Raw genomic sequence first — 24,217 nt, 5'->3', positions numbered from 1 at the left:
AGGCCGGCTAGAGCGTGTCGAACAGCCCGGCCTGGCCCAAGCCGTGCACACCGCTGGGCGGGGTCATACCCAGATGCGTCCACGCCAACGCCGTCGCGACGCGTCCCCGCGGCGTGCGCGCGATCATCCCGGCCCGCACCAGAAACGGCTCGCACACCTCCTCGACCGTCGCCGCTTCCTCACCGACCGCCACGGCCAACGTGGACACCCCGACCGGGCCGCCGCCGAAGCTGCGGATGAGCGCCGTGAGCACCGCGCGGTCGAGCCGGTCCAGCCCGAGTTCGTCGACGTCGTAGACCTCTAGCGCCGCCTTGGCGACGTCGCGGGTCACCACCCCGTCGGCACGCACCTCGGCGTAGTCACGGACCCGGCGCAGCAGCCGGTTGGCGATGCGAGGCGTGCCCCGAGATCGCCGGGCGATCTCCGCGCCCGCGTCCACGTCGAGGCTGATCGCGAGAATGCCCGCCGACCGCGCCAGCACCGCCTCCAGCTCGGGCGGCTCGTAGAAGTCCATGTGCGCGGTGAACCCGAACCGGTCGCGCAGCGGGCCGGTGAGCGCGCCCGAGCGGGTAGTGGCACCGACGAGCGTGAACGGCGCGACTTCGAGAGGGATCGACGTGGCGCCGGGACCCTTGCCGACGACGACGTCGACACGGAAGTCCTCCATCGCGAGGTACAGCATCTCCTCGGCCGGCCGCGCGATGCGATGGATCTCGTCGATGAACAACACGTCGTGCTCGAGCAGGTTCGACAGCATCGCGGCAAGATCGCCGGCCCGTTCCAGCGCGGGCCCGGACGTCACCCGCAGCGAAGAGCCCAGCTCGGCGGCGATGATCATGGCCAGTGACGTCTTGCCGAGCCCGGGCGGTCCGGACAGCAGAATGTGATCCGGTGTGCCGCCGCGGTTCTTGGCGCCTTGGATGACCAGCTGAAGCTGCTCGCGCACCCGCGGCTGGCCGATGAACTCGTCGAGTGAGCGGGGGCGCAGGCTGGCGTCGATGTCGCCTTCACCGACGGTCAGCGCCGCCGAGACCTCACGCTCCTCGTCGTCGCCCGGCTCGAAGCGGCTCACTTACTTCTTCCTAACAAAGACAGTGCCGCCCGCAATGCGCTGGACGTGGTGGCGCCATCGCCACCGGCCAGCACCGCATCGGTGGCCTCCTCCGCCTGTTTTGCTGCAAAGCCAAGGCCCACAAGGGCTTCCACCACTGGTGCGCGCACCGCATGACCGTTGGTGGCGGGGGCCCCTGCCGTCGCGACGGCACCGACCTTGTCACGCAGTTCGAGCACCATGCGTTCGGCGCTGCGCTTGCCGATGCCGGGCACGCGGGTGAGCGCGGTGACGTCGCCGTCGGCGAGCGCCTGCCGCAGCGCGGGTGCCTCGTGCACCGCCAGCGTCGCCATGGCCAGCCGGGGCCCGACGCCCGACACCGAGAGCAGGGTCTGGAACAGGTCGCGTGAATCGGTGTCGGCGAACCCGTAGAGCGTCATCGAGTCCTCGCGCACGATCATCGCCGTGGCGAGCCGGGCCTCGGTGCCGCGCCGCAACGTGGCCAAGGTCGACGGTGTGGCGTTCACCCGGTAGCCCACCCCGCACGCCTCGATCACCGCGTGGTCGAGGGCCACCTCGAGGACTTCCCCGCGGATCGATGCGATCATCTGGCCGCCTTCAGCTTGGCTTCGAACTTCTTGCGCTGCTCGGCTGCCCGTGCCTGCACCTCGGCCATCCGGGCCAGCATCGGTGCGCGCCAGCAGTGACAGATCGCCAGTGCGAGCGCGTCGGCGGCGTCAGCGGGTGTCGGCTTGGCTTGCAGCGCAAGGATTTTGGTGACCATCGCGGTAACCTGCGCCTTGCCCGCACCGCCGCTGCCGGTGACCGCCGCCTTGACCTCACTAGGCGTGTGGAAGTGCACGTCGATACCGCGGCGGGCGGCGGCCAGGGCGATCACTCCTCCGGCCTGCGCGGTGCCCATGACCGTCGCCACGTTCTGCTGGGAGAACACCCGCTCGACCGCCAGCACGTCGGGGTGGTGAGTGTCCATCCAATATTCCGCGGCGTCGCTGATCGCCAGCAGCCGCTGCGGCAGGGGCATGTCGGTGGGCGTGCGCACCACGTCGACATCGAGCGCGATCACCTGCTTGCCACCCGCGCTTTCGATCAGTGACAGCCCGCAGCGCGTCAGCCCCGGATCCACTCCCATGACGCGCACGCGCCGCCCTCCGTCGATGCCGAACAACTGTTCGACGAAACCTTAGCGGGTTGACCCGACAAGACCGGGCAACGACACGTGTCCGTTCGCGCGGTTCAGATCAGCGGCGCGCTCCAGCGAACCTTGGTTCCGCCGTTCGGGCATGCGCTGATGTGGCAGCTGCCGGAGACTTGTTCGGCGCGCCGCTGCATGTTGTTCAGCCCACTGCGCCGGTCGATTTGGGCGGGTATGCCGTGCCCGTCGTCGGTGATTTCCAGGACGAGTTCGTCGGCCACCGTGATTTCGACCGTGACGCTGGCTGCCCCTGCGTGCCTGACGGTGTTGCTGACCGCCTCGGTGACCACCGCTTCGGCGTGGGCGGCCAGCTGCGGACCGATCGCAATCAACGGACCCACCACCCGCAGCGTGGTCGCCAGGTCGGTGTTCTCCGTCATCTTGGTGAGCGCCGACTGGATGCGCTGGCGCAGATCGCCGCTGATGTCTGCAGACACCTGGAGGTTGAAGATCGCGGTGCGAATCTCGTCGATCACCGACTGCAGGGTGTCCACCGTGCGGTTGAGCCGGGCTGCGATCTCCGGTGATCGCGAAATCGCAAGTGTTCCTTGCAAATCCATACCGGCAGCGAAGAGTCGCTGGATGACGTGATCGTGTAGGTCGTGTGCGATGCGTTCGCGATCCGCCAAGATCGTGAGCTCGCGGCTGCGCTCATGGGCCTCGGCCAACGTCAACGCCATCGCAGCGTGGTCTGCGAAGTCGGCCATGAGACCCATGTGAACGGCGTCGAAGGCCGGCTGATGAGCGTTGCGGGCCACTGCGATGACGCCGGTCACGGTGTTCTGCACACGCAGCGGCATCACGATCGCCGGTCGCTGGCCCACGTCGGTGAACCCCGGAATGGGGTGGCGCAGCGAGTCGGTGATCACTGGAGCACCCGAGCGATATACCGCGCCCGTGGTCGATTCGCTCACCGGGACGCGCTGGCCGATCACCTCAGACGAGTGCACGCCGACGGCCGTCGAGACCACGAGAGTGTCCACTTCGGCGGCAGGCTGATCGGGCGTTTCGGGAACCAGCACAATCGCCTGCTCGGAGTCGGTCAGTTCCCGGGCGTGCTCGGCGACGAGCCGGAGTGCGCGGACATGAGGGTCGGCTCCCGACAACAGCGCTGTCGTGATCTCGCGGCTGGCCCGCGTCCACTTCGCCGCCGCCCGTAAGCGTTCGAACAGCCGTGAGTTGTCGATCGCCACCCCGGCTGCCGACGCGAGCGCGCGGGCAGCGATCTCGTCCGATTCTTTGAACACATGGTCCGGCCGGTCGTCAGCCAGGTAAATGCTGCCAAAGATCTTGCCGCGGATGGTGATTGGTACTCCCATGAATGCCCGCATGTGCGGATGATGCTCAGGGAAGCCGACCGCGGCACCGTGGTGCGCCACCTCGTCGATACGCACGGTGTCGTTGCGGTACATCGGCAGCCCCAGCAACCCTTTGCCCACAGGGGCGTGGCCGATTCGCTTCACCAGCTCGTCGTCGATTCCGGCATGCAGGAACTCCGCTATCTTGCCGTCGGCGCTTCGGATCCCCAGACCGGCGTAGCGCGCGCCCGTCAGTCGCTGCGCTGCGGTCATCACCCGGCGCAAAGTGGAATGCAGGTTCAGGTCCGACCCGATTTCGACGACAGCCTCGAGCAGCATGTCCATCTGGTCACGGGCGTTCTGAAGCTCGTCGAGCTGCTGGCGGATACGGTCGAAGAGGCGATCGCGCGGCCGATCAGAGTCTGACGAAGTCCGCTTGCTCGTCACGACCCCACCTCTCAGGCGCGTCGTCGATCACGCTTACCTTAACTCACCTCGAATTCACACAGCAGGCCTTCGACGCCATCGCAGGTTTGCGGCCGGGCCGCTACGCCTCGTCGAGTTCGGCCATCACCTCGTCCGGGATGTCAGCGTTGGTGTAGACGTCTTGGACGTCGTCGCTGTCTTCGAGCGCGTCGACCAGCTTGAGCAGCTTGCGCGCGCCTTCGGTGTCCAGCGGCACCGTGACCGACGGCTGGAATCCGGCTTCGGCGGACTCGTAGTCGATGCCGGCCTCCTGCAGCGCAGTGCGCACGGCGACCAAATCGGACGGCTCGGTGATGATCTCGAAGCTGTCGCCGAGGTCGTTGACGTCCTCTGCGCCGGCGTCCAGGACGGCGGCCAGCACGTCGTCTTCGGTCAATCCGTCCTTGGGCAGCGTCACCACGCCCTTGCGGGAGAACAGGTAGGCCACCGATCCGGGGTCGGCCATGTTGCCGCCGTTGCGGGTCATCGCGACCCGCACCTCGCTGGCGGCGCGGTTGCGGTTGTCCGTCAGGCATTCGATCAGCACGGCGACGCCGTTGGGTCCGTAGCCCTCGTAGGTGATGGTCTGCCAGTCGGCGCCGCCGGCTTCCTCGCCGGCGCCGCGTTTGCGGGCCCGCTCGATGTTCTCGTTGGGCACCGAGCTCTTCTTGGCCTTCTGGATCGCGTCGTAGAGCGTCGGGTTGCCGGCCGGGTCACCGCCGCCGACGCGCGCGGCCACCTCGATGTTCTTGATCAGCCGGGCGAACATCTTGCCGCGGCGTGCGTCGACGACTGCCTTCTTGTGCTTGGTCGTGGCCCACTTCGAATGGCCGCTCATGTACTACCTCTCCAACTGCGGAAGCTCGGATTGCGAGTTTACGTGGGCGCGATTCCGGCGCCGCCCCGCTGCCGGTGCCCGCAGCGACTGTGCGTTGTCGTAGGGCCTGACCGGTGTGTCGCATGCGAAACCGCACGCTCGGCGCGGCGCTATGCCCGGCCGGTGACGATGTCGACGAACAGCCGGTGCACCCGCCGGTCCCCGGTGATCTCCGGATGGAACGCGGTGGCCAGCGTCCGGCCCTGCCGTACAGCGACTGGATGCCCCGCAGCCGAAGCCAGCACCTGCACGTCCGGCCCGACGCGTTCCACCCACGGCGCCCGGATGAACACCGCGTGCACCGGCCCGTCGAGCCCGTCGAACGGAATGTCCTCCTCGAAGGAGTCGACCTGACGCCCGAAAGCATTGCGCCGCACTGTCATATCGATGCCCGACAGTGGCAGAGCACGGCGGCCGTCGGCGCCCGCGTCCACGATGTCGTTGGCAAGCAGGATCATTCCGGCGCATGACCCGTACACCGGCAGGCCATCAGACACTCGCTGACGCAGCGGCTCCAGCAGCTCGAACTCCGCCAGTAGGTGACTCATCGTGGTGGACTCCCCGCCCGGGATCACCAGCGCGTCGACCGCGTCCAGTTCAGCCCGGCGGCGCACCGTCGTCGCCTCCGCCCCCGCTTCCCGCAATGCCGCCAGGTGCTCACGCGTATCACCTTGCAGCGCAAGCACTCCGACGCGTGGATCGCTCACGGTTGGTAGTTGCGCGGGTAGCGGGTCAGCCCTTCCTGCATCACGGCCGCCACCATCTCGCCGTACTGGTTGAAGATCTTGCCCTGAGTCAGCGACCGCCCGCCGCACGCCGACGGCGACGACTGGTCGTAGAGCAGCCATTCGTCGGCGCGGAAGGTACGCATGAACCACATCGCGTGATCCAGCGACGCAACCTGCAGATGCTTGCGCTCGGCGCGGTGGTTGACCTGTGCCGACCCGAGCAGCGTGAGGTCGCTCATGTAGGCCAGAGCACAGATGTGCAGCACCGGGTCGTCCGGAAGCGGATCACGGTGCCGGAACCACACCTGCTGCTGAGATGCCTTGCCCGGCAACGTCTTTAGCTTGGCGCGCGGCACGATCCGCAGATCCCATTCACGGAACTGAGTCCAGCCGTCCGCGTCGATGTAGTCGGTTTCGTGCACCTCGTCGAGCTCGTCGGGTGCCGGCGCCACGGGCATGGCGTCCTGGTGCTCGATGCCGCTCTGGTCGGTCTGGAACGAGGCCGACATCGAAAAGATGGTCTCGCCGTGCTGGATCGCGTTGACCCGCCGGGTGCAGAACGAGCCGCCATCGCGCAGCCGCTCGACCAGAAACACGGTGGGCGCCTTGGGGTCTCCGGGCCGAAGAAAGTAGCCGTGCAGGGAGTGCACCAGGAAATGCGGGTCGACGGTGCGCACCGCCGACACCAGCGATTGCCCGGCGACATGGCCGCCGAACGTGCGCGTGGGCACACCGGGGCCGACACCGGCCATGCGGCCGCGATAGATGTTGACCTCGAGCTGCTCCAGATCGAGGATCTCTTCGATTGCCATACCGCTGGGTTACCAGCCCCGCTGGGCGAGTCGGTGCGGCTGCGCGATCTCCTCGACGTTGATGCCGACCATCGGCTCTCCGAGCCCGCGCGACACCCGGGCCAATACGTCCGGGTCGTCGTAGAACGTGGTCGCTTTCACGATCGCGGCCGCCCGCTGGGCGGGGTCCCCAGACTTGAAGATGCCGGAGCCGACGAACACGCCCTCGGCGCCGAGCTGCATCATCATCGCCGCGTCGGCCGGGGTGGCGATGCCGCCGGCGGTAAACAGCGTGACCGGTAGCTTGCCCGCGCGGGCCACCTCGACCACCAGCTCGTAGGGGGCCTGCAGCTCTTTGGCGGCGACGTACAGTTCGTCGTCGGAAAGCGATGCGAGACGGCGGATTTCACCGCTGATCGCCCGCATGTGGGTGGTGGCGTTCGAGACGTCACCGGTGCCGGCTTCACCTTTGGACCGGATCATCGCGGCGCCCTCGTTGATCCGGCGCAGCGCCTCGCCGAGGTTGGTCGCGCCGCAGACGAACGGCACCGTGAACTTCCACTTGTCGATGTGGTGGGTGTAGTCGGCGGGGGTGAGCACCTCTGACTCGTCGATGTAGTCGACGCCGAGGCTCTGCAGGATCTGCGCCTCGACGAAGTGGCCGATGCGGACCTTGGCCATCACCGGGATGGTGACCGCGGCCATGATGCCTTCGATCATGTCCGGATCGCTCATCCGGGACACACCGCCCTGCGCGCGGATGTCGGCGGGCACGCGTTCCAGCGCCATCACCGCGACGGCGCCGGCGCCCTCGGCGATGCGGGCCTGCTCAGGCGTGACGACGTCCATGATCACGCCGCCCTTGAGCATCTCAGCCATGCCGCGCTTGACCCGCGCGGTCCCGGTCTGCCCGTGCTCCACTGCTGCTCTCCCGTCGGTAACCCGTGGTACCGCATCAGTCTAGTGGGTGGGCACCAGCGCTTTTCTCGCCGAGCAGACACGCAATCGCATCATCAAGGGCCACGGGATGCGATTGAGCGCCTGCTCGCGGAAGGACTCAGCGGATCGGCTGCGGCTCCCGCGCTTGCGTACCTGTGTCGGCGACGGCGTTGGCCTCGGCCAGCAGTTCGGCGAGCTGCTCCGGGTAGACCGCCTGTCCCGCGGCCACCAAAGCGGCGATGTCAGAAGCGTCACACCACCGATACCCGTGGATGTAGCGGCGCTCGAGCGCAGTGCGGCCGGTGGTCGACGGGTCGAACCGCTTGGTGCGGTACACAAAGAACAACTCGTGGCTGCGCACGACGGCATTGTTGAAATCCAGGATCGCGTCGCGCCGCCACACCGGGCCGATCATGTCCGCGGGGTCGGCCCGCAGCCCGGTCTCCTCGAACACCTCGCGTGCCGCCGCAGCGCGCAAGTCCTCCCCGGGGCGAATCTGACCTCCGACCGTGAACCACCAGGTGGGTGCGTCGCCGTCGCCGCGCGCCGGATCCGACCCGCAGAACAGCAGCACGCGTCCGTCCTCGTCGAGCAGCACCACTCGCGCGGACGTGCGCACGGTCACCGCACCGTCGTCGCCGTCGGCAACCTGCGCGCGCTCCGCGATCTCGAAATACGTTGGCAGCGGCGCCCTTCCGCCAAGCCGCAGCCACCGCACCGCACGCCGCTCGCGTAGCGCCAAGGTGTCGCGGACTGCGTCGTTGTGGAATCGGCGGGCCAGCAGCACACGCGCCTCAGCATCGGCGAGCTCCGCGATCAAGGCCGGCCGCAGTACCGCGGTGTCGACCATCGCGAGCTCGGCGGACAGCTCGTTCTCGGCGGTCTCCCGCGCAGCCCGTGGCGCGCGTTCGGCGGCGGCGGCCAGTGCGGTCAGCCGCCGCCCCCGCTCGCTGTTGCCGTATGCGTCCGCGGCCACCGCCCGGGCGACCACCGCACGGCGCGCCAGTGCGGCGTCCAGCGCCTGCCAGGACAGGTCGTAGCGCACGTGCAGGCGGTCCAGCCGGTTGGCGGTCTGGTACGCCCACACCGCGACGACGACGACCACCGCCAGCAAAAGCGCCGCGGCCGCGACGAGCCAGACGGTCAACTGGCCACCTCGACTTTGGCGCCCGTCGCGGCGACGGTCTCGTACACGCGCATGATCTGTTGGGCCACCACAGACCAGTCGTAGCGGCGCACCGCGACCCGGCCAGCCGCGACGTAGCGCTCCCGCAGTGCGTCGTCGCTGAGCACCTCGATCAAGCCGGCGGCCAGCGCGTCGGCGTCATCCACCGCCACCAGCCGACCTGCCTCGCCGTCGCGCAGCACCCGGCGGAACGCGTCGAGGTCGCTGGCCACCACCGCGGTGCCCGCGGCCATCGCCTCGACCAGCACGATCCCGAAGCTCTCGCCGCCGGTGTTGGGGGCGCAGTACACGTCGGCGCTGCGCAGCGCGGAGGCCTTCTCCGCATCGTCGACCTGGCCGAGGAACCGCAGATGGCCGGCCAGCGGACCGGCCTCCTCGCAGAGTTCGTCGGCGTCGCCGCGGCCGACGACCAACACCTGCACGTCCGGGAACTTGTCCACCAGCGCTGGCAGTGCACGCAGCAGCACGTCCATGCCTTTGCGGCGCTCGTCGAACCGGCCGAGGAACAGCACAGTCTTGCCCGGGCGTGGATAGCCTTGTAGCAGAGGGGCATTCGCGAACGACGCGACGTCGACGCCATTGGGGATCTCCACCGCATCGGAGCCCAGCGCCTCCATCTGCCACCGCCGCGCCAGGTCCGACACCGCGATGCGGCCCACGATCTTCTCGTGATACGGCCGCAGAATCCCTTGGAACACCGACAACGTCAGCGACTTAGTGGTGGACGTGTGGAAGGTGGCGACGATCGGGCCTTCGGCGGCCTGCAGCGCGAGCATCGACAGGCTGGGCGCGTTGGGCTCGTGCAGATGAAGCACGTCGAAGTTGCCCTCGGCCAGCCAGCGCTTGACCTTGCGGTGGGTGGCCGGGCCGAACCGTAGCCGCGCGACGGAGCCGTTGTACGGGATCGGCACGGCGCGGCCACCGGAGACGACGTAGTCGGGCAACTTGACGTGTGACGACGACGGCGCCAGCACGCTCACCTCGTGGCCGCGCGCGCGCATCACCTCGGCCAGCTGCAGGACGTGCGATTGCACGCCGCCCGGAACGTCGAACGAGTACGGGCACACCATCCCGATGCGCATCAGGAAGTGTCTCCCGGGGCAGCAAGCCGCGCCCGTCGCTCGTCGGACAGATCCGCGAGCCACAGCGGCTGCAGCATGTGCCAGTCCTCGGGGTGCGCAGCGATGTCGACGGCGAACTGGTCGGCCAGCGCCTGCGTGATTGCGCGGACGTCACCAGAGCTCACGTCGAGTTCCGGGTTCACGCGGATTCCCCAGCCGTCGCCCTCGAACCAGCAGTGCGCGGGAAACAGTGCGGCGCCCGTTTCGATGGCCAGCCGCGCGGGCCCGGCGGGCATGCGAGTGGGCTCACCGAAGAACTCCACCGGCACGCCGCTGCGGGTGAGGTCCCGGTCGGCCATCAGGCATACCACGCCGTTGGCGCGCAGTCGGTCGACCAGCACTTCGTAGGGCGGCCGCTGACCACCCGACAGCGGAAGGACTTCGAAGCCCAGCGTTTCCCGGTAGGCGATGAACCGGCGATACAGCGATTCGGGTTGGAGGCGTTCGGCGACCGTGGTGAAGGTGCCGCGGTTCTGGACCAGCCACACGCCGGCCATGTCCCAATTGCCGCTGTGTGGCAGCGCTGCCACCGCGCCGCGACCGGCGTCCAGCGCCGAGAACAGGTTTTCGATCCCCGGCACGGACAATTCCCGGCCGATTTTGGCGTGGTCCATCGACGGCAGCCGGAACACCTCACGCCAGTAACGTGCATACGACGCGAGCGAGGCCCGCATCAGCGCGTCAGGCACCTCGGGCGGCGGCACACCGATCACCCTGGCCAGGTTCTTGCGCAGCTGTTCGGGACCGCCGCCCAGGGAGGCGTAGAACGCACCGGCGTCAAATGTGCTGCGGGCCAAGGCATCCGGCATCGCGCGGACCACCCGCCAGCCGGCGGCGAAGCCCCAGTCGGTGACCTGCTGGCTCAGCTTGAAGCGCCGGTTGGGGATGAGCCGAGGTCTGGCCGGCGTCGGAATCACGGCTCGCTTTTCTCCCGGTTCTCGATGGTGTCGGTCGCCCCCGCAGACGACCGCACGGTGTGCAGCCGCTGGGCCACGGTGATCAGGCTCGCCGCCGCCAGCACCCACATCGCGATCGGCAGCGCCCACGGCAGCGGGAAGAACGGCAAGTCCGACAGCCCGGCACCCGTCAGCACGATGATCAGCCGCTCCGGCCGTTCGATGAGCCCGCCGTCGCCGCGCAGTCCGGTGGCTTCGGCGCGGGCCTTGATGTAGGAGATCACCTGCGAGGTGACCAGGCAGATCAGCGTGGCGACTACCAGCGACGGGCTCTCCAGGCCGAACGCCGCCCACCAGAGCAGGCCGCAGAACACCGCGCCGTCGGCGATCCGGTCGCAGGTCGCGTCGAGGACCGCCCCGAATCGGGTTCCGCCGCCGCGTACCCGCGCCATTGCGCCGTCGAGCATGTCAGCGAGCACGAACAGCCAGACGGCGACGGCCCCCCACCACAGCTCGCCGATCGGGAAGAGGGTCAATGCGCCGATCACCGAGGCGGCGGTGCCGATGATCGTCACACTGTCGGGGGTCAGCCCAATCCGCAGCGCGGCCTTGGCCACCGGCGTCGAGAGCTTGACGTACGCCGCGCGTGTCATCAGGTAGAAATTGCTCACCGGTCCACCCCCCGTCGCTACGCCTTCTCGGACTGTTTCGCCCATTCGGTGGCCAGCAGCTTGCGGGTGTCGCGCAGCAGCTGCGGAATGGTCTTGGTGCCGCCGATGATCGTGATGAAGTTCGCGTCACCCACCCAGCGCGGTACCACGTGCATGTGCAGATGCTCGGCCAGCGAGCCGCCCGACACCTTGCCCAGGTTCAGCCCGACGTTGAAACCCATTGGCCGAGACACCGCCTTGATCACCCGAATAGCCTTCTGCGTGAACGCCATCAGCTCCGCGCTCTCGGCCTCCGTGAGGTCTTCGAGCTCGGAGACCATCCGGTATGGCACCACCATCAGATGGCCCGGGTTGTACGGGTAGAGGTTGAGCACCGCGTACACATGCTCGCCGCGGGCCACCACCAGGCCCTCTTCGTCGGACAGCGTCGGGATGTCGGTGAACGGTCGCTCGGCCGCGTTGTCCCGCTTGACCGGCGCCTCGGCAATGTAGTTCATCCGGTACGGGGTCCACAGCCGCTGCAGGTGGTCCGGCTCTCCGGCACCGCGGTCGACGATAGTCTTGTCGCCTTCGGCCGCTTCGCTCACGGCTTCACCAGATCTGCTGTGGGAGAGGCATTTTCGCGCCGCTTCACCCAGTCGGCGATCGCGTCGACCGCTTCGGCTGCCGGCACGCCGTTGAGCTGGCTGCGATCGCCGAACCGGAAACTCACTGCGCCGGCCTCCACGTCGCGATCGCCGGCCAGCAACATGAACGGCACCTTCTGGTTGGTGTGGTGCACGATCTTCTTGGCCATCCGGTCGTCGCTGGTATCCACCTCGGCCCGAATGCCGCGCGATTTCAGCTGCGCCACAACATCTTCCAGGTATTTCGCATGTTCGTCGGCAATCGGGATACCGACCACTTGCACCGGTGACAGCCACGCGGGGAACGCCCCGGCGTAATGCTCGGTGAGGATGGCGAAGAACCGCTCGATCGAGCCGAACAGCGCACGGTGAATCATCACCGGCCGCTGGCGCGTGCCGTCGGCGGCGGTGTATTCCAGCTCGAAGCGCTCGGGAAAGTTGAAGTCCAGCTGGATCGTCGACATCTGCCAGGACCGGCCCAATGCGTCGCGGGCCTGCACCGAAATCTTGGGCCCGTAGAACGCCGCGCCGCCCGGGTCGGGCACAAGCTCCAGGCCGGACGCGGTCGCGACGTCGGCCAGCGTCGACGTCGCTTCCTCCCATGCCTCGTCGGAGCCGACGAACTTGTCCGGATCCTTGGTGGAGAGCTCCAGGTAGAAGTCGGTGAGCCCGTAGTCGCCGAGCAGTTCCAGCACGAACCGCAGCAGTGAGGCCAGCTCGTCGCGCATCTGCTCACGCGTGGTGAAGATGTGCGCGTCGTCCATCGTGAACCCGCGCGCCCGGGTCAGGCCGTGCACTACGCCGGATTTTTCGTAGCGGTAGACCGTGCCGAACTCGAAGAGCCGCAACGGAAGTTCCCGATATGAGCGTCCGCGCGCCCGATAAATCAGGCAGTGCATGGGGCAGTTCATGGGCTTGAGGTAGTAGTCCTGGCCCGGTTTGCGCACAGTGCCGTCGTCGTTGAGTTCGGCGTCGAGGTGCATCGGAGGGAACATGCCGTCGGCGTACCAGTCGAGGTGGCCGGACGTATGAAACAGCTGCGCTTTGGTGATGTGCGGGGTGTTGACGAAGTCGTAGCCCGCCTCGATGTGTTTGCGCCGCGAGTACTCCTCGAGTTCGCGGCGCACGATGCCGCCCTTGGGGTGGAAAACCACCAAGCCCGAACCGATTTCGTCGGGAAAACTGAACAGGTCCAACTCGGTGCCGAGCTTGCGGTGGTCACGCCGCTGTGCCTCTTCGATCAGCTGCAGGTGCCGCTCGAGCGCTTCCTGCGATTCCCACGCCGTGCCGTAGATGCGTTGCAGGCTGGCGTTGTTCTGGTCGCCGCGCCAGTACGCCGCGGAGCTGCGGGTGAGCTTGAACGCCGGGATGTAGCGCGTGGTCGGGATGTGCGGGCCGCGGCAGAGATCGCTCCAAACCGCTTCGCGCGTACGGGGATTGAGGTTGTCGTAGGCGGTCAATTCGTCGCCTCCGACTTCCATCACCTCGGGGTCGCCGGACTTGTCGTCGACGAGCTCGAGCTTGTACGGCTCGTCGGCGAGTTCTTGGCGCGCCTGCTCTTTCGACTCGTACACGCGGCGGGAAAACAGCTGCCCCTCTTTGACGATCTGGCGCATGCGCTTTTCCAGCGCTTCCAGATCCTCGGGGGTGAACGGCTCGGCGACGTCGAAGTCGTAGTAGAAGCCGTCGGTGATCGGCGGCCCGATTCCGAGCTTGGCATCAGGGAACATGTCCTGCACCGCTTGGGCCAGCACGTGCGCCGCGGAGTGGCGGATGACGCTGCGACCCTCTTCGGTGTCGGCGGCGACGGGCACCACCTCGACGTCGGTGTCGGGTGTCCAGCTCAGATCGCGCAACCGGCCCTCGGCGTCGCGCACCACCACGATCGCGTTCGGCTCGCCCCGGCCGGGCAGCCCCGCGTCGCGCACCGCCGCCCCCGCGCTGGTCCCGGCAGGCACCCGAACCGGGGCTGCAGGGCTGACACGTGCGGCGGCAGTCATCGCGAAATCTCCAGTCTCGACAGTGTTCGATCGCGCACCATGCTATCCGTGGGCGCAGTTACGCCCCCACGCCGATCGGGCTGCGCAACAGCTCCGATTCGATGCCCAGCAGCGCCGCCGCCCAGCCGATTGCGCCGACAAGCCACAGCGTCGCCAGCACCACCGCGGTGGTGACGGCCACGCCGACGGCCCGCACCCACAGTCCTTGCCGGCGGAACCACTCCATCACGGTGTTGTAGCGGTCCCGCGCGAACGTCAGGACCCGCCGCGCCCACACGAATTCGGTGGCCAACACACCGAGACCCAGGAACACGATCGCCCAGCCCGGGCCGGGATAGGGAATCGCAAGCACCCCGACCGCGAGCACTGCCACGCCGACGACGGCGACGCCGCTCCGGTAGAGGAAGTCCGCGGCCGGGCGTTGCCGCAGTCTCTCGCGGCCGCGCGCGAGCTTGTGCTTCATGGCTGCCCCGGTCGCAGCCGAACGAACAGCGCCTCGCCGTCGGCGAGCACCGTGTCACCGTCGGTCAGCTGCCCTTCGACGAAAATCTTCCGTCCGTCGACCCGTTCGATTCCGGCGTCGACGTGCAGTTGCTTCTCCACGGGGACGATTTGGCGGTAGTTGACGTGCAAGAACGCGGTGCGCTGGTACGGGCTGCGGGTGAGCTTGGCGGCGGTGTAGCCCAGCAGCGAGTCGAACAGCATCGCGATCGCCCCACCGTGGGCGGCGCCGTTGCGGCCCAGATGGAACCGGCGGAACCGTGCGGTGCCGCGCACGCGTCCGTCGTCGGTCTTCTCGAGTTCTGCCGGTATCTGCAGGACGTTGCCGCGGCTCGGCAGGTCGAGCCGACGGCCCGACGGCGACGACCATTCGTCGGCCCAGTACGGGGCCAGCAGTGCGTTGACGTTTTCGATCAGTTCGGCCGCGCGGGTGATGACGTCGTCGGGCGCGTCGGCCGCCTTCGCGTGGTCCTGGAGATCGCGGACGGCGTCGATGAACCGGCCGTAGTCCGGGCCGCCTTTGGTGGTGGGAACCGGCGGGTTGAACCCGCCGCCGGGGTGCTCGTCGACTCCAGTGGCCACGCGGTCACGCTACTATCCGAGCGTTGCAGGGCCCTGTCCGTCCGGGGGCCAGCTGCCCACGTCGTCTTCCAGCGGAACAGCGAGGCTCTGCAGGATCGAGGCGACCATGCGCCATGCCGCGATGGCCGTGACCAGTTCGACGAGCACCGCGGGATCACCGCCGAGCTCGCGTTCGCAGCCCGACCAGCTGTCCGCGCTGACCGCACCGTCGCGTACCACGTCGTCGACGGCTGCGAGCACCGCCCGCTCCACAGGCCCAAACCCCTTGTGCGACGCCCAGTTTCGTACACCGACGAGGTCGTCGGCCGAGACGCCGAGCCGCGAGGCGACGCGCCAGTGCTGCGTCCACTCGTAGTCGGACGCGGTGAGCCAGCCGATACGCATGATCGCCAGTTCGCGCAGCCGCGTGTCGAGGCAGCCGTGCCAGAGCATGGTGGCCAGCAGGTCGTTGAGGGTGCGGGCCAGCCGGGGATGGTTCAGCAGCACCTGGAAGATCGACAGCTCGGCCATGTAGTCCGGCACGCCGGCCTCATCGGCGGCGGCCTTGGCCTCCTCGACCGACAGGCGTGGTACTCGCGATTCGGTCACCGCGTCACACCCGTCAGTCAGCGATGCTGCTGAGCGCGTCGAATTCCTCGTCGCTCAACGTGATTCGGGCGGCGGCGACGTTCTCCTCGAGATGCGCGACCTTCGACGTGCCGGGGATGGGCAGCATCACCGGCGATCGTTTCAAAAGCCATGCCAGCGCCAGCTGTGAGGGGGTGGCGTGATGGTCGGCGGCGATGCGCTGCAGCGGCCCGTCGGTGGCGGCCAGCGGACCAGCGGCCAGCGGAAACCACGGGATGAAGCCCATGCCCTCGGCCTCGCAGACCTCCAGCACGGGTTCGGCGGTACGGGCGGTCAGGTTGTACATGTTCTGCACCGACACCACCGTCGCCACTCGCCGCGCCGCGTTGAGCTGCTCGACATCGACCTCGGAAAGGCCGATGTGGCGGACTTTCCCTTCCTGCTGCAGGGCGGCCAGTTCGCCGAGTTGCTCTTCGAGCGGGAACTTCGGGTCGATGCGATGCAGCTGGAACAGGTCGATGGTCTCCACGGCCAGCCGGCGCAGACTCGTCTCGCACTCCTGGCGCAGATATGCGGGGAAGCCGAGCGGACGCCAGTCGTCAGGCCCGGGGCGTACCAGACCCGCTTTGGTGGCGATGACCAGACCGTCGGGATACGGGTGCAAGGCCTCGCGGATCAGCTCCTCGGAGACGTGCGGACCGTACGAGTCGGCCGTATCGATGAAGTTGACGCCCAGGTCGACCGCCCGGCGCAGTACCCTGATGCATTCGTCGCGGTCATCGGGCGGCCCCCATACGCCTTTGCCCGTCAGGCGCATGGCGCCGAAGCCGAGGCGGTTGACGGTCAGGTCGCCGCCGAGAGTGAACGTTCCAGATGCTTGAGCGACAGTGTCTGTGGTCACTTTCTCGACCGTACGCCCCTCGCGAAACGCCAGCGAAACCGATGATGGTAACCATGAAATTCGCGCTGCCGCTGCCCCACACGATCGAGCTCAAAGCGCTGACACAGCCGTGGGAGTACAGCGTCACGGGCGCGGATCAGGCCGCCGTGGCCCGGCGAGCCGAAGAACTCGGCTACGAGATGATCGTGGTCCCAGAGCATTTCGTGGTACCGCAGGCCCACGTCGAACTGTCGGGGCCGCACTACTTCCACTCGACGGTCGCTCAGGCATTCTTCGCCGGTGTCACGCGCCGCATCCAGATCGGTTCGGCCGTCACGCTGCTGCCACTGCAACATCCGATCGTCATGGCCAAAGCGCTGGCGACTGCCGACTGGCTCAGCGGCGGCCGGATCAGCGTCGCGTTCGGTGTGGGCTGGGACGCCGAGGAGTTCCGGATGCTCGGGGTGACGTTCCACGAACGCGGACGCATGGCAGACGAGTACCTCGCCGCGATCATCGAGTTGTGGACCAGCGATTCGCCGAGCTTCGAGGGCGAGTACGTCTCATTCAAAGAGGTCGCGTTCGCACCAAAGCCGTTGCAGCAGCCGCATATTCCGGTCTGGATCGGCGGTGACGCACCGGCCGCACTGCGCCGGGCAGCCCGTTTCGCCACCGGCTGGTTTCCCTTTCTGACCCCACCGGCGCAGATCCCCGCGAAGCTGCACTACCTCAAGTCGCAGCCGACCTTTTCCGGCGGACCGTTCGAGGTGGTGTACGGGCTGGGGACGTCTCTGGTCGGCGAGGGCCACGTCGTCGTCGACGACCCGACCCAGCAACCCGGCATGACCGCACCGGAGATCATCGACCGGCTCGGCTGGTTCGCGAGTCTGGGCGTCACGATGACGAGCGTGCCTATCCCACCAGTGCGCGACGTCGACGCCTACCTCGACTACGCGCAATGGGTGATCGAGGAGATCAAGCCTAAAGTTCCGTGAATGGACCTGGCCCGGCTGCGCGCGCTGCCCTTCACCTACCCCGATGTAGGCGCCACCCGCGGCCGACTGCCCGAGGGCTATCGGCACGTCAGCGAGTCCGCGCGGATCGGCACCGGCCGGCAGCGGTTCGAGGAGGCGGCGGCCAAGGTGATGCGGTGGGGGATGCTGCGCGGCGCCGGGGCGCGCGTGACGCCCAGCACCGAGATCGCTGACGTCGGTTCGGTGGTGGCGGTCCGGCTCGGACCCGTGCGAGCACCGTGCCGGGTGGTGTACGTGCTTGACGACGAGAACCGCCGCGGGTTCGCGTACGGGACGCTGGCCGGGCACCCCGAGTCAGGCGAGGAGCTGTTCGCGGTGCGATTCGATCCGACCGACGGTGCCGTGTACGCCGAGGTGGTGGCGTTCTCCCGGCACGCGACGTGGTGGAGCAAGGCAGCCGGACCGGTCACGTCACTTGTGCAGCGCATCGTCACCAAGCGCTACCTCGCGGCAGTGTGACGCAATGGCCTCCGGTGTTGCATCCCGCCGCGTACGGTTGACGCCGTGAGCGAGCCGCTCGAGGCCCACAGCGCGTACCGCCGCATCGCGGAAATCGTCCGCGCGCTCCACGACCGGCCCGAAGCCGACTCCGACACCGTGATCGCCGAGCTGGCCGAGCACGCGGCGGCAGAGATTCCCGGCGCAAAGTACGCCGGCGTCACCGTCACCACCAACCGCAAGCGGGTGGACACCCCGGCGGCCACCCACCGCTATGCCGTTGTGCTCGACCAGATCCAGCAGCGTCACCAGGAGGGGCCGTGTCTGGCCTCGGCCTGGGAGAAGCAGACGTTCCACATCGCCGATCTGCAGGAGGACTTCCGCTGGCCGCGCTACCGCAGGGACGCGCTGGCCGAGACTCCGATCCGGTCGATCATGGCGTTTCAGCTGTTCATCGCCGACCAGTCGATGGGCGCCCTGAACGTCTACGCGGAGGAACCTCACGCATTCAACGACGAAAGTGAAGAGGTGGGCCTGATCTTCGCCACGCACTCGGCCGTGGCGTGGAACTCGGCCCGCCGCGACGAGCAATTCCGCCAAGCCTTGGCCAGCCGGGACGTCATCGGGCAGGCCAAGGGCATGATCATGGAGCGCTACGGGATCGGACCGGTCCAGGCGTTCGAGATGTTGCGCAAGCTGTCGCAGGACTCCAATGTGCCGTTGGCCCGCATCGCCGTCGAACTCGTCGAGAAGTCACGCCCGACGGCAAGTTAGCGTGGATACCCTCGGGCGGTTTCACACGGGGGAAAGGCTTTGATGGCTCAGGGGCTGGTGGTGCTGTTCGCGCTCCTGGCCGCTATCTGCATGGCGATCGGAATCGTGGTCCGGCAGCGCGCCACGTTGGAGGTGCCTGACGACCAGGGCATCAGCACCACCATGGTCAAGACGCTGCTGCGCAAGCGGTTGTGGTGGATTGGCACCGCGGTGGCGGTGGCCGGCTATCTGTGCCAGGCGGCGGCACTGGCTCACGGTTCGCTTCTGGTGGTTCAGCCGCTGCTGGTGTCGTCGCTGTTGTTCGCGCTGCCGCTATCGGCACGGCTGGCCAGCCGCCGCGTCACACCCACCGAATGGGCGTGGGCCGTGGTACTGACGGTGGCGCTGGCGCTGTTCGTGGTGATGGCCCGTCCGCGACCGGGTCTTTACCGCGGCCAGGAATTGGCGTGGTCGGTGGCCACCGCGGTGATCGCACCGATCGTCGTGCTGTGTGTGGTGGTGGGAGCGCGCTCGGCCGGGCGACGACGCGCCGTGCTGCTAGGGGTCGCGGTAGGTGCGCTGTTCGGCGTGATCGCGGTGCTGACCAAGCTGGTGATGTTCGAGCTGGCCGAAGACGGCCCACAGGCCCTGCTGAGGTTGCCGCCGTTGTATTTGCTTGTGACCCTTGGTGTTACGGCCATGCTGCTGCAGCAGTCGGCGTTTCACGCCGGCGCGCTGCAGCTGTCGGTGCCGACGATGCTGGTGCTGGAGCCGGTGGTCGCCGTGCTGCTGGGCGCGCTGGTGCTCAACGAGCACCTGAGCGTCTCGGGGTATGAAACCGTGGCGCTGCCGATCGCGGTCGGCGCGATGGCGGCGGCGACGATCGCGCTGGGCCGCGACGAAGGCGCTTATGAAGAGCAGCTGGAGGCCGAGCTGACGCATCGGGTGGGCTCGTCGTCGCGCCCCGCGTCGCGGTAACAATCTGCCATGATTTGCAGGTGAGCGGCACCGAGGAGTCGCGCGCAGGCACGCAATTCGGCCCGTACCGGCTGATCAGGCTGTTGGGCCGCGGCGGCATGGGTGAGGTGTACGAGGCCGAGGACACCGTTCGCGAACGCCGGGTGGCGTTGAAGCTGATGTCGAGGGCGTTCTCCGCTGATCCGGTGTTCCGCAAGCGGATGCAGCGCGAAGCCCGCATCGCGGGCCGGCTGCAGGAGCCGCATGTGGTGCCGATCCACGACTTCGGCGAAATCGACGGGCAGCTGTTCGTGGACATGCGTCTGATCGAAGGCACCGATCTGGGCTCGCTGCTGAGCCGGTTCGGCCCGCTGGCGCCGCCGCGTGCGGTGGCGATCATCCGCCAGATCGCCTCAGCGCTGGACGCAGCACACTCCGCCGGGGTGATGCATCGTGACGTCAAGCCCGCCAACATCCTGTTGACCGGCGACGACTTCGCGTACCTGGTCGACTTCGGCATTGCCAGTGCCACCACGGACGAGAAGCTCACCCAGCTGGGCGCCACGATCGGGACGTGGCTGTACATGGCACCCGAAAGGTTCACCGCGGCCGACGTGACGCCGCGCGCCGACATCTACGCCCTGGCTTGCCTGCTGTACGAGTCGCTGGTCGGGTCGCCGCCGTATCCCGGCACGGGTCCTGCGCTGATGTCCGCACATCTCACCGCGCCCATCCCCCGGCCCAGCGCGGTACGGCCCGGGATTCCGTCGGGCCTGGACGACGTGATCGCTCGCGGCATGGCAAAAAATCCTGCCGATCGCTACTCCACAGCGAGCGACCTTGCGTTGGCCGCGCATCACGCTCTGAGTGCACCCGATCAAGACCGCGCGTCCGACATCTTGCAGCGCAGCCAGGTGACGACGCTGCCGCAGATCCCGCAAGCCACCGACAGGCTGACACCTCCGTCGAGCGCGTCCACGCCTCCCCCACAGGTCGCCACCCCTCCCCCACAGGTCGCCACCCCGCCACCGCACTTCGCCACACCTCCCCCGCACTTCGCCGCGCCGCCACCGCCGTATCCGGGCGTGCCGCAGTGGCCGGCCCAGCCGCCTACGATGTGGACCGGGCCGCAACCGGCTGTGCCGCAACAGTTTTGGGGGCAGCCGGCGGCCCCGCCACCGAGGCGCAGCCACACCAAGTGGGTGCTGGCGGCCGCGGCGGCAGTGATCGGTGTCGTGATACTGGTCGCGGGCCTGGTGCTGTGGCTGACGCGATCGCCCAACCTGCCCGCCAATGCCGTCGAGCTGCAAGTGCTCGACGACAGTGTGTCCGTCGGCGCGCCCAACACGCCGAAGACGCTCGACGTCTTCAACGAACCGATCTGTCCCGCGTGCGGCGAGTTCGTCAGGTCATATGCGGACGACCTGCGGACCGCGATCGACGACAAGAAGGTCACCGTCCACTATCACCTGCTGAACTTCCTCGACGACGCGTCGCCGAGTCGTGACTACTCCACCCGGGCGTTGGCAGCGTCGCTGTGCGTCGCATCGGCGAACGACCCGAAGCTCTACACCGACTTCTACGCCCGGTTGTTCGCCAGCGACTTCCAGCCGAAGGAGAACGGATCCACCGATCCGTCCGACTCGAAGCTCGCGCAGCTGGCCCAATCACTGGGCGCGTCCGGAGATGTCAGCGATTGCATCACCTCCGGCCAGAACCTCGGTGCGGCAAAAGCCAAGGCCGACAATGCTTACGACACGCTTCAGAGGCTGATGTCAGAGCCGGGTACGCCGCAGGTCTTCGACGGTACGACCCGCCTGGACACCTCCGATTCGTCGTGGCTGGACAGTCTGGGTTAGCCGCTCAGTGCGCCGGGCGTCCTGGCGTGAGCAGCGGCAGGCCCGCCCCGATGGGCAGCGCCGAGTTGACGGTTGCCGGCCAGGCGGTGCCTTCACAGACGAGGTCGTGCGGCATCGCCAACTGCTGAGGCAACAGCTGCGGGAACGTCGGCAGGTTCGACAACGTCGACCAGTTCAGCTGTGGCGACGGCATGGCACCGGTCGTGCCCGGGATGGCGGAGGGTGTGGTGGCTGCCGTGGGCAGCAGCAGCCCTGCCACGCCGTTGGCCGGCGGCGCTGCCGCCGCGCCCGGGAACAACGGAGCAGCGGCCGGGAACAACGGGGCAGCGGCCGCCGCGGGCGGAGCCGCCTCCACCACACCAGCTTCCGGGGTGATCGCAGCCGCGGGGGCGCCGGGCCCGAGCTCCTGCGCGGCGGTCGCGACGGAGCTGACGGCGGTCCCCGGGATGCTGGCGAGTTGAGGCCCCGAGTCGTGCAGCGTCTGGAGAAGGGTCTCCGCCACGCTGGCCGGCGGCGCCACCGGCACCGCGTTGACCTGCGGCGGAAGCGCTTCCATGACGCTCGGGATCGGTGCCGCCGGAATTCCTGCGACCGCTGGCGGAACGTTCACCGCAGCCGGCGCGGGCGGGACCGCTGCGGCGGCGGGAACCGGCGGAGTGCCGGCAGCCGCGGGCACGGGCGGGACAGCCGCTGCGCCAGGCGGCGTGGCGGCGACCGCGCTGGCTGGCGGCACCGCCGCCGCGGCCGGGACCATCGGGGCGGCGACGGCCGCGGGAGCCCCTGGTGCGGCGGCCGGCACAGGCGGCGTCCCGGCGACGATCGGGACGGGCGGAGCGCCGGCCACGATCGGGATCGGCGGGGTGGTCACCGACGCGGGCAGGCCCGGTGCGGCGGCGGCCGCAGGAGGAGCGGGTGCGACGACGGCTGCTGGCGGAGTGGCGGCGGCCGCCGGGACAGGGGGTGTCGCGGCCGCGGCCGGTGCGCCCGGGACCGCAGCGGTCGCCGGTGGCGCTGGAACAGCCGCGGCGGCCGGAGGTGCGGGAACCGCAGCCTCGGCGGGAGGAACAGGTACCGCTGCCGCCGCGGGCGGAGCGGCCACCGGGACCGGCGGCGCCGGAACTGCAGCAGCGCCCGGCGGGGCGGGCAATGCAGCAGCGCCCGGAGGCGCGGGCAATGCCGCAGCTCCTGGCGGCGCCGGCAACCCCACTGGAGCCGGTGGAAGGGCCGCGGCGGCAGGGGTCAGCGGAGCGGCGGCCGGCGCGGGCGGACCGGCGTCGACGATTCCCGCGGGCGGGGCCGCAGCGGCCCCCTCCACGGGCGGAGTCGCGGCAGCTGCCGCTCGTGACGCCTCCTCGCCCGCTGCTGACGCACCTTGACCAGCAGCACCCGGCGCCGCGCCGACACCCGGGCCACCTGCCGACGGCCCTTCGGTCGGCGCAGAAACGACGTCAGACTGCGGTGACACCGCGGCGGCATCGGCAGGAGGTGTCGCTGCGGCGGCTTCGGCAGGCGGAGCCGCCGCCGCGGCGGGTGCTAGTGGCGCGGCTTCTGCGGCCGGCGGCGCGGGCACCGCGGCCGCAGCTGGTGGAGCCGGGACAGCGGCCTCGGCCGGTGGTGCCGGCACAGCTGCAGCGGCGGGCGGAGTAGCCGCGACGGCTCCTCCCGGTGGAACCGCAGCGGCGGCGGGAGGAGCCGGGACCGCGGCAGCAGCCGGCGGTGCGCTCTCGACGCCGGCCGCTGGTGGCGTGGCAGTAGCGGCCTCACCGGGCGGAACTGCCGCAGCGGCCGGCGTGACGGGCGCGGCAGCAGCAGCCGGCGGCGCCGGCACGGCCGCCGCTGCCGGAGGTACGGCGGCGGCGGCCTCGGCGGGCGGAACCGCCGCAGCGGCTGGAGTTACCGGCGCGGCGGCGGCCGCAGGAGCGCCCGGGATAGGAATTTCCATCGGCGGAATGGCACCGACGACACCTGCGGGCGGGACGGCCCCGACGGCCGGGACGCCGGGAGCAGCGGCTGCTGCCGGCGCTCCCGGAACGGCCGCAGCGGCCGGTGGTGCGGCCTCGAGCGCTGCCGCGGGCGGTGCGGTGACCGCAACTTCGGCGGGTGGGGCCGCCGCTGCGGCGGGCGCACCCGGCACGGCAGCGGCAGCCGGGGGTGCACTGTCGACGACGGCCGCGGGCGGGGTGCTGACTGCGGCCTCGGCCGGCGGAGTCGCGGCAGCTGCCGGCGGCGCCGGGACGCTGGCCGCCGCGGGCGGTGCCGGAGCGGTGGCGGCCGCCGGTGGGACGTTGTTGACCACCGCGGCCGGCGGTGTCGCGGCGGCGGCTTCGGCCGGCGCACCGGGCACCGCCGCTGCGGCGGGGGGCGTGGCAGCGGCGGCTGGTGGCGTCGCCACCGCGGCTTGGCCCGGTGGCAAGCCTTCGACGAGGCCCGCTGGGGGCACGGCAGCCGCAGCCGGGGACAGCGGCGCGGCCGCCGGCACCGGCGGCAAGGGTGCCGCGGCCGGCGGCAGGACGTCCGCGGCGCTCGCCGCGAGAGGCGCGGTCGCAGGCGCGGCCGGGAGCCCCGCAGCTCCCGGCGCGGGTGCAGGGCTGAACACCCCCGGTATGGCCGGCGGCCCATTCTTGACCGCCTGCGGCAGGTTGGCCGGCGAGGCAGCAAGGTCTTGCAGCAATGCGACGCACGGCACGCCCGGAGTCGTAAACGTCATCGGGCTCGCCGTCGACTGAGGGCACAGGGCCAGAATCGCCCAATAAGCTCCCGTCGTCGCACAGGCGATCATCGCCA

At 69.2% G+C, this 24,217-nt stretch carries 24 protein-coding genes; 5 read left to right on the top strand and 19 right to left on the bottom strand.

Annotation, left to right across the window (positions count from 1 at the left end):
* Window positions 1-7: 7 nt before the first annotated feature.
* The 18 genes from ruvB to AC5Y4C_RS06470 form a co-directional block, all read right to left on the bottom strand.
* Entirely contained in the window at window positions 8-1,072 is a 1,065-nt protein-coding gene (gene ruvB, locus AC5Y4C_RS06555; RefSeq protein ID WP_499964344.1) for a Holliday junction branch migration DNA helicase RuvB, read from the bottom strand.
* Window positions 1,069-1,659 (bottom strand): Holliday junction branch migration protein RuvA, encoded by a 591-nt coding sequence (gene ruvA / locus AC5Y4C_RS06550; protein WP_499964342.1) that lies wholly within the window; start codon window positions 1,657-1,659, stop codon window positions 1,069-1,071. Before ruvA ends, ruvB begins: the two co-directional genes overlap by 4 nt.
* A complete protein-coding gene (gene ruvC, locus AC5Y4C_RS06545; protein WP_499912393.1) occupies window positions 1,656-2,210 on the bottom strand; it encodes a crossover junction endodeoxyribonuclease RuvC in 555 nt (184 codons plus the stop codon). The genes ruvA and ruvC overlap by 4 nt, the downstream gene beginning before the upstream one ends.
* A gap of 95 nt (window positions 2,211-2,305) precedes the next feature.
* Entirely contained in the window at window positions 2,306-3,907 is a 1,602-nt protein-coding gene (locus tag AC5Y4C_RS06540) for a GAF domain-containing sensor histidine kinase (protein WP_499964410.1), read from the bottom strand.
* A gap of 202 nt (window positions 3,908-4,109) precedes the next feature.
* Complete coding sequence (locus tag AC5Y4C_RS06535; protein ID WP_499912395.1) at window positions 4,110-4,865, bottom strand: YebC/PmpR family DNA-binding transcriptional regulator; 756 nt, start codon at window positions 4,863-4,865, stop codon at window positions 4,110-4,112.
* 149 nt (window positions 4,866-5,014) lie between these two features.
* The gene (gene pdxT, locus AC5Y4C_RS06530; protein WP_499964340.1) at window positions 5,015-5,611 is read right to left on the bottom strand and encodes a pyridoxal 5'-phosphate synthase glutaminase subunit PdxT; all 597 of its coding nucleotides are present in this window, start codon (window positions 5,609-5,611) and stop codon (window positions 5,015-5,017) included.
* On the bottom strand, window positions 5,608-6,444 hold the full coding sequence (gene tesB, locus AC5Y4C_RS06525) for an acyl-CoA thioesterase II (RefSeq protein WP_499912397.1): 837 nt from the start codon (window positions 6,442-6,444) through the stop codon (window positions 5,608-5,610). The genes pdxT and tesB overlap by 4 nt, the downstream gene beginning before the upstream one ends.
* A 9-nt stretch (window positions 6,445-6,453) precedes the next feature.
* On the bottom strand, window positions 6,454-7,344 hold the full coding sequence (pdxS, locus tag AC5Y4C_RS06520) for a pyridoxal 5'-phosphate synthase lyase subunit PdxS (RefSeq protein ID WP_499912399.1): 891 nt from the start codon (window positions 7,342-7,344) through the stop codon (window positions 6,454-6,456).
* A 136-nt stretch (window positions 7,345-7,480) separates the two neighbouring features.
* Window positions 7,481-8,509, bottom strand: coding sequence for an NUDIX hydrolase (locus tag AC5Y4C_RS06515; RefSeq protein ID WP_499964338.1), 1,029 nt, complete (start codon window positions 8,507-8,509; stop codon window positions 7,481-7,483).
* Entirely contained in the window at window positions 8,506-9,630 is a 1,125-nt protein-coding gene (locus AC5Y4C_RS06510; protein WP_499948775.1) for a glycosyltransferase family 4 protein, read from the bottom strand. The genes AC5Y4C_RS06515 and AC5Y4C_RS06510 overlap by 4 nt, the downstream gene beginning before the upstream one ends.
* The gene (locus AC5Y4C_RS06505) at window positions 9,630-10,586 is read right to left on the bottom strand and encodes a phosphatidylinositol mannoside acyltransferase (protein WP_499948774.1); all 957 of its coding nucleotides are present in this window, start codon (window positions 10,584-10,586) and stop codon (window positions 9,630-9,632) included. The genes AC5Y4C_RS06510 and AC5Y4C_RS06505 overlap by 1 nt, the downstream gene beginning before the upstream one ends.
* Window positions 10,583-11,236 (bottom strand): phosphatidylinositol phosphate synthase, encoded by a 654-nt coding sequence (gene pgsA / locus AC5Y4C_RS06500; RefSeq protein WP_499964335.1) that lies wholly within the window; start codon window positions 11,234-11,236, stop codon window positions 10,583-10,585. The genes AC5Y4C_RS06505 and pgsA overlap by 4 nt, the downstream gene beginning before the upstream one ends.
* A 17-nt stretch (window positions 11,237-11,253) precedes the next feature.
* A complete protein-coding gene (locus tag AC5Y4C_RS06495; protein ID WP_499912408.1) occupies window positions 11,254-11,823 on the bottom strand; it encodes an ATP adenylyltransferase in 570 nt (189 codons plus the stop codon).
* Window positions 11,820-13,862: a threonine--tRNA ligase gene (gene thrS, locus AC5Y4C_RS06490; protein WP_499964333.1), complete on the bottom strand. Its 2,043-nt coding sequence runs from the start codon at window positions 13,860-13,862 to the stop codon at window positions 11,820-11,822. The genes AC5Y4C_RS06495 and thrS overlap by 4 nt, the downstream gene beginning before the upstream one ends.
* Before the next feature lie 58 nt (window positions 13,863-13,920).
* The gene (locus tag AC5Y4C_RS06485) at window positions 13,921-14,325 is read right to left on the bottom strand and encodes a TIGR02611 family protein (protein WP_499912412.1); all 405 of its coding nucleotides are present in this window, start codon (window positions 14,323-14,325) and stop codon (window positions 13,921-13,923) included.
* Window positions 14,322-14,945 (bottom strand): PaaI family thioesterase, encoded by a 624-nt coding sequence (locus tag AC5Y4C_RS06480; RefSeq protein WP_499964331.1) that lies wholly within the window; start codon window positions 14,943-14,945, stop codon window positions 14,322-14,324. Before AC5Y4C_RS06480 ends, AC5Y4C_RS06485 begins: the two co-directional genes overlap by 4 nt.
* Window positions 14,946-14,957: 12 nt before the next feature.
* Window positions 14,958-15,533: a carboxymuconolactone decarboxylase family protein gene (locus AC5Y4C_RS06475; protein ID WP_499912416.1), complete on the bottom strand. Its 576-nt coding sequence runs from the start codon at window positions 15,531-15,533 to the stop codon at window positions 14,958-14,960.
* 13 nt (window positions 15,534-15,546) lie between these two features.
* Window positions 15,547-16,413 carry an aldo/keto reductase gene (locus AC5Y4C_RS06470; RefSeq protein ID WP_499964330.1) on the bottom strand — a complete coding sequence of 289 codons (867 nt, stop codon included), beginning with the start codon at window positions 16,411-16,413 and terminating at the stop codon, window positions 15,547-15,549.
* Between the two features lie 53 nt (window positions 16,414-16,466).
* Between AC5Y4C_RS06470 and AC5Y4C_RS06465 the strand changes: the two genes are divergently transcribed.
* Genes AC5Y4C_RS06465 through AC5Y4C_RS06445 form a run of 5 tightly spaced genes read left to right on the top strand, consistent with a single transcriptional unit; the run spans window position 16,467 to window position 21,433 of the window.
* Window positions 16,467-17,387 (top strand): TIGR03619 family F420-dependent LLM class oxidoreductase, encoded by a 921-nt coding sequence (locus tag AC5Y4C_RS06465; protein WP_499912420.1) that lies wholly within the window; start codon window positions 16,467-16,469, stop codon window positions 17,385-17,387.
* On the top strand, window positions 17,388-17,885 hold the full coding sequence (locus AC5Y4C_RS06460) for a DUF1990 domain-containing protein (RefSeq protein WP_499964328.1): 498 nt from the start codon (window positions 17,388-17,390) through the stop codon (window positions 17,883-17,885). It abuts the gene before it with no gap.
* Window positions 17,886-17,930: 45 nt separating this feature from the next.
* Window positions 17,931-18,638, top strand: a complete 708-nt coding sequence (locus tag AC5Y4C_RS06455; RefSeq protein ID WP_499948767.1) for a GAF and ANTAR domain-containing protein — start codon at window positions 17,931-17,933, stop codon at window positions 18,636-18,638.
* Between the two features lie 39 nt (window positions 18,639-18,677).
* Window positions 18,678-19,595 (top strand): DMT family transporter, encoded by a 918-nt coding sequence (locus AC5Y4C_RS06450; RefSeq protein WP_499964327.1) that lies wholly within the window; start codon window positions 18,678-18,680, stop codon window positions 19,593-19,595.
* Between the two features lie 20 nt (window positions 19,596-19,615).
* Window positions 19,616-21,433 carry a serine/threonine protein kinase PknE gene (locus tag AC5Y4C_RS06445; RefSeq protein ID WP_499964325.1) on the top strand — a complete coding sequence of 606 codons (1,818 nt, stop codon included), beginning with the start codon at window positions 19,616-19,618 and terminating at the stop codon, window positions 21,431-21,433.
* Window positions 21,434-21,437: 4 nt separating this feature from the next.
* Here the strand turns inward: AC5Y4C_RS06445 and AC5Y4C_RS06440 are convergent, their stop codons facing one another.
* Window positions 21,438-24,140, bottom strand: coding sequence for a hypothetical protein (locus AC5Y4C_RS06440; RefSeq protein ID WP_499964323.1), 2,703 nt, complete (start codon window positions 24,138-24,140; stop codon window positions 21,438-21,440).
* Between the last annotated feature and the right edge of the window lie 77 nt (window positions 24,141-24,217).

The sequence above is a fragment of the Mycobacterium sp. NGS35 genome, assembly GCF_059812855.1.
This window is presented reverse-complemented; position numbering and strand designations above follow the sequence as displayed.

Bases quoted from the DNA above. Each gene is read 5' to 3' on its own strand.
- AC5Y4C_RS06460 (WP_499964328.1), top strand. From the start codon at position 17,388: ATGGACCTGGCCCGGCTGCGCGCGCTGCCCTTCACCTACCCCGATGTA.
- AC5Y4C_RS06540 (WP_499964410.1), bottom strand. From the start codon at position 3,907: ATGGACATGCTGCTCGAGGCTGTCGTCGAAATCGGGTCGGACCTGAAC.
- AC5Y4C_RS06485 (WP_499912412.1), bottom strand. From the start codon at position 14,325: ATGAAGCACAAGCTCGCGCGCGGCCGCGAGAGACTGCGGCAACGCCCG.
- AC5Y4C_RS06440 (WP_499964323.1), bottom strand. From the start codon at position 24,140: ATGACGTTTACGACTCCGGGCGTGCCGTGCGTCGCATTGCTGCAAGAC.
- AC5Y4C_RS06465 (WP_499912420.1), top strand. From the start codon at position 16,467: ATGAAATTCGCGCTGCCGCTGCCCCACACGATCGAGCTCAAAGCGCTG.
- AC5Y4C_RS06535 (WP_499912395.1), bottom strand. From the start codon at position 4,865: ATGAGCGGCCATTCGAAGTGGGCCACGACCAAGCACAAGAAGGCAGTC.
- ruvA (WP_499964342.1), bottom strand. From the start codon at position 1,659: ATGATCGCATCGATCCGCGGGGAAGTCCTCGAGGTGGCCCTCGACCAC.
- tesB (WP_499912397.1), bottom strand. From the start codon at position 6,444: ATGGCAATCGAAGAGATCCTCGATCTGGAGCAGCTCGAGGTCAACATC.
- AC5Y4C_RS06510 (WP_499948775.1), bottom strand. From the start codon at position 9,630: ATGCGCATCGGGATGGTGTGCCCGTACTCGTTCGACGTTCCGGGCGGC.
- thrS (WP_499964333.1), bottom strand. From the start codon at position 13,862: ATGACTGCCGCCGCACGTGTCAGCCCTGCAGCCCCGGTTCGGGTGCCT.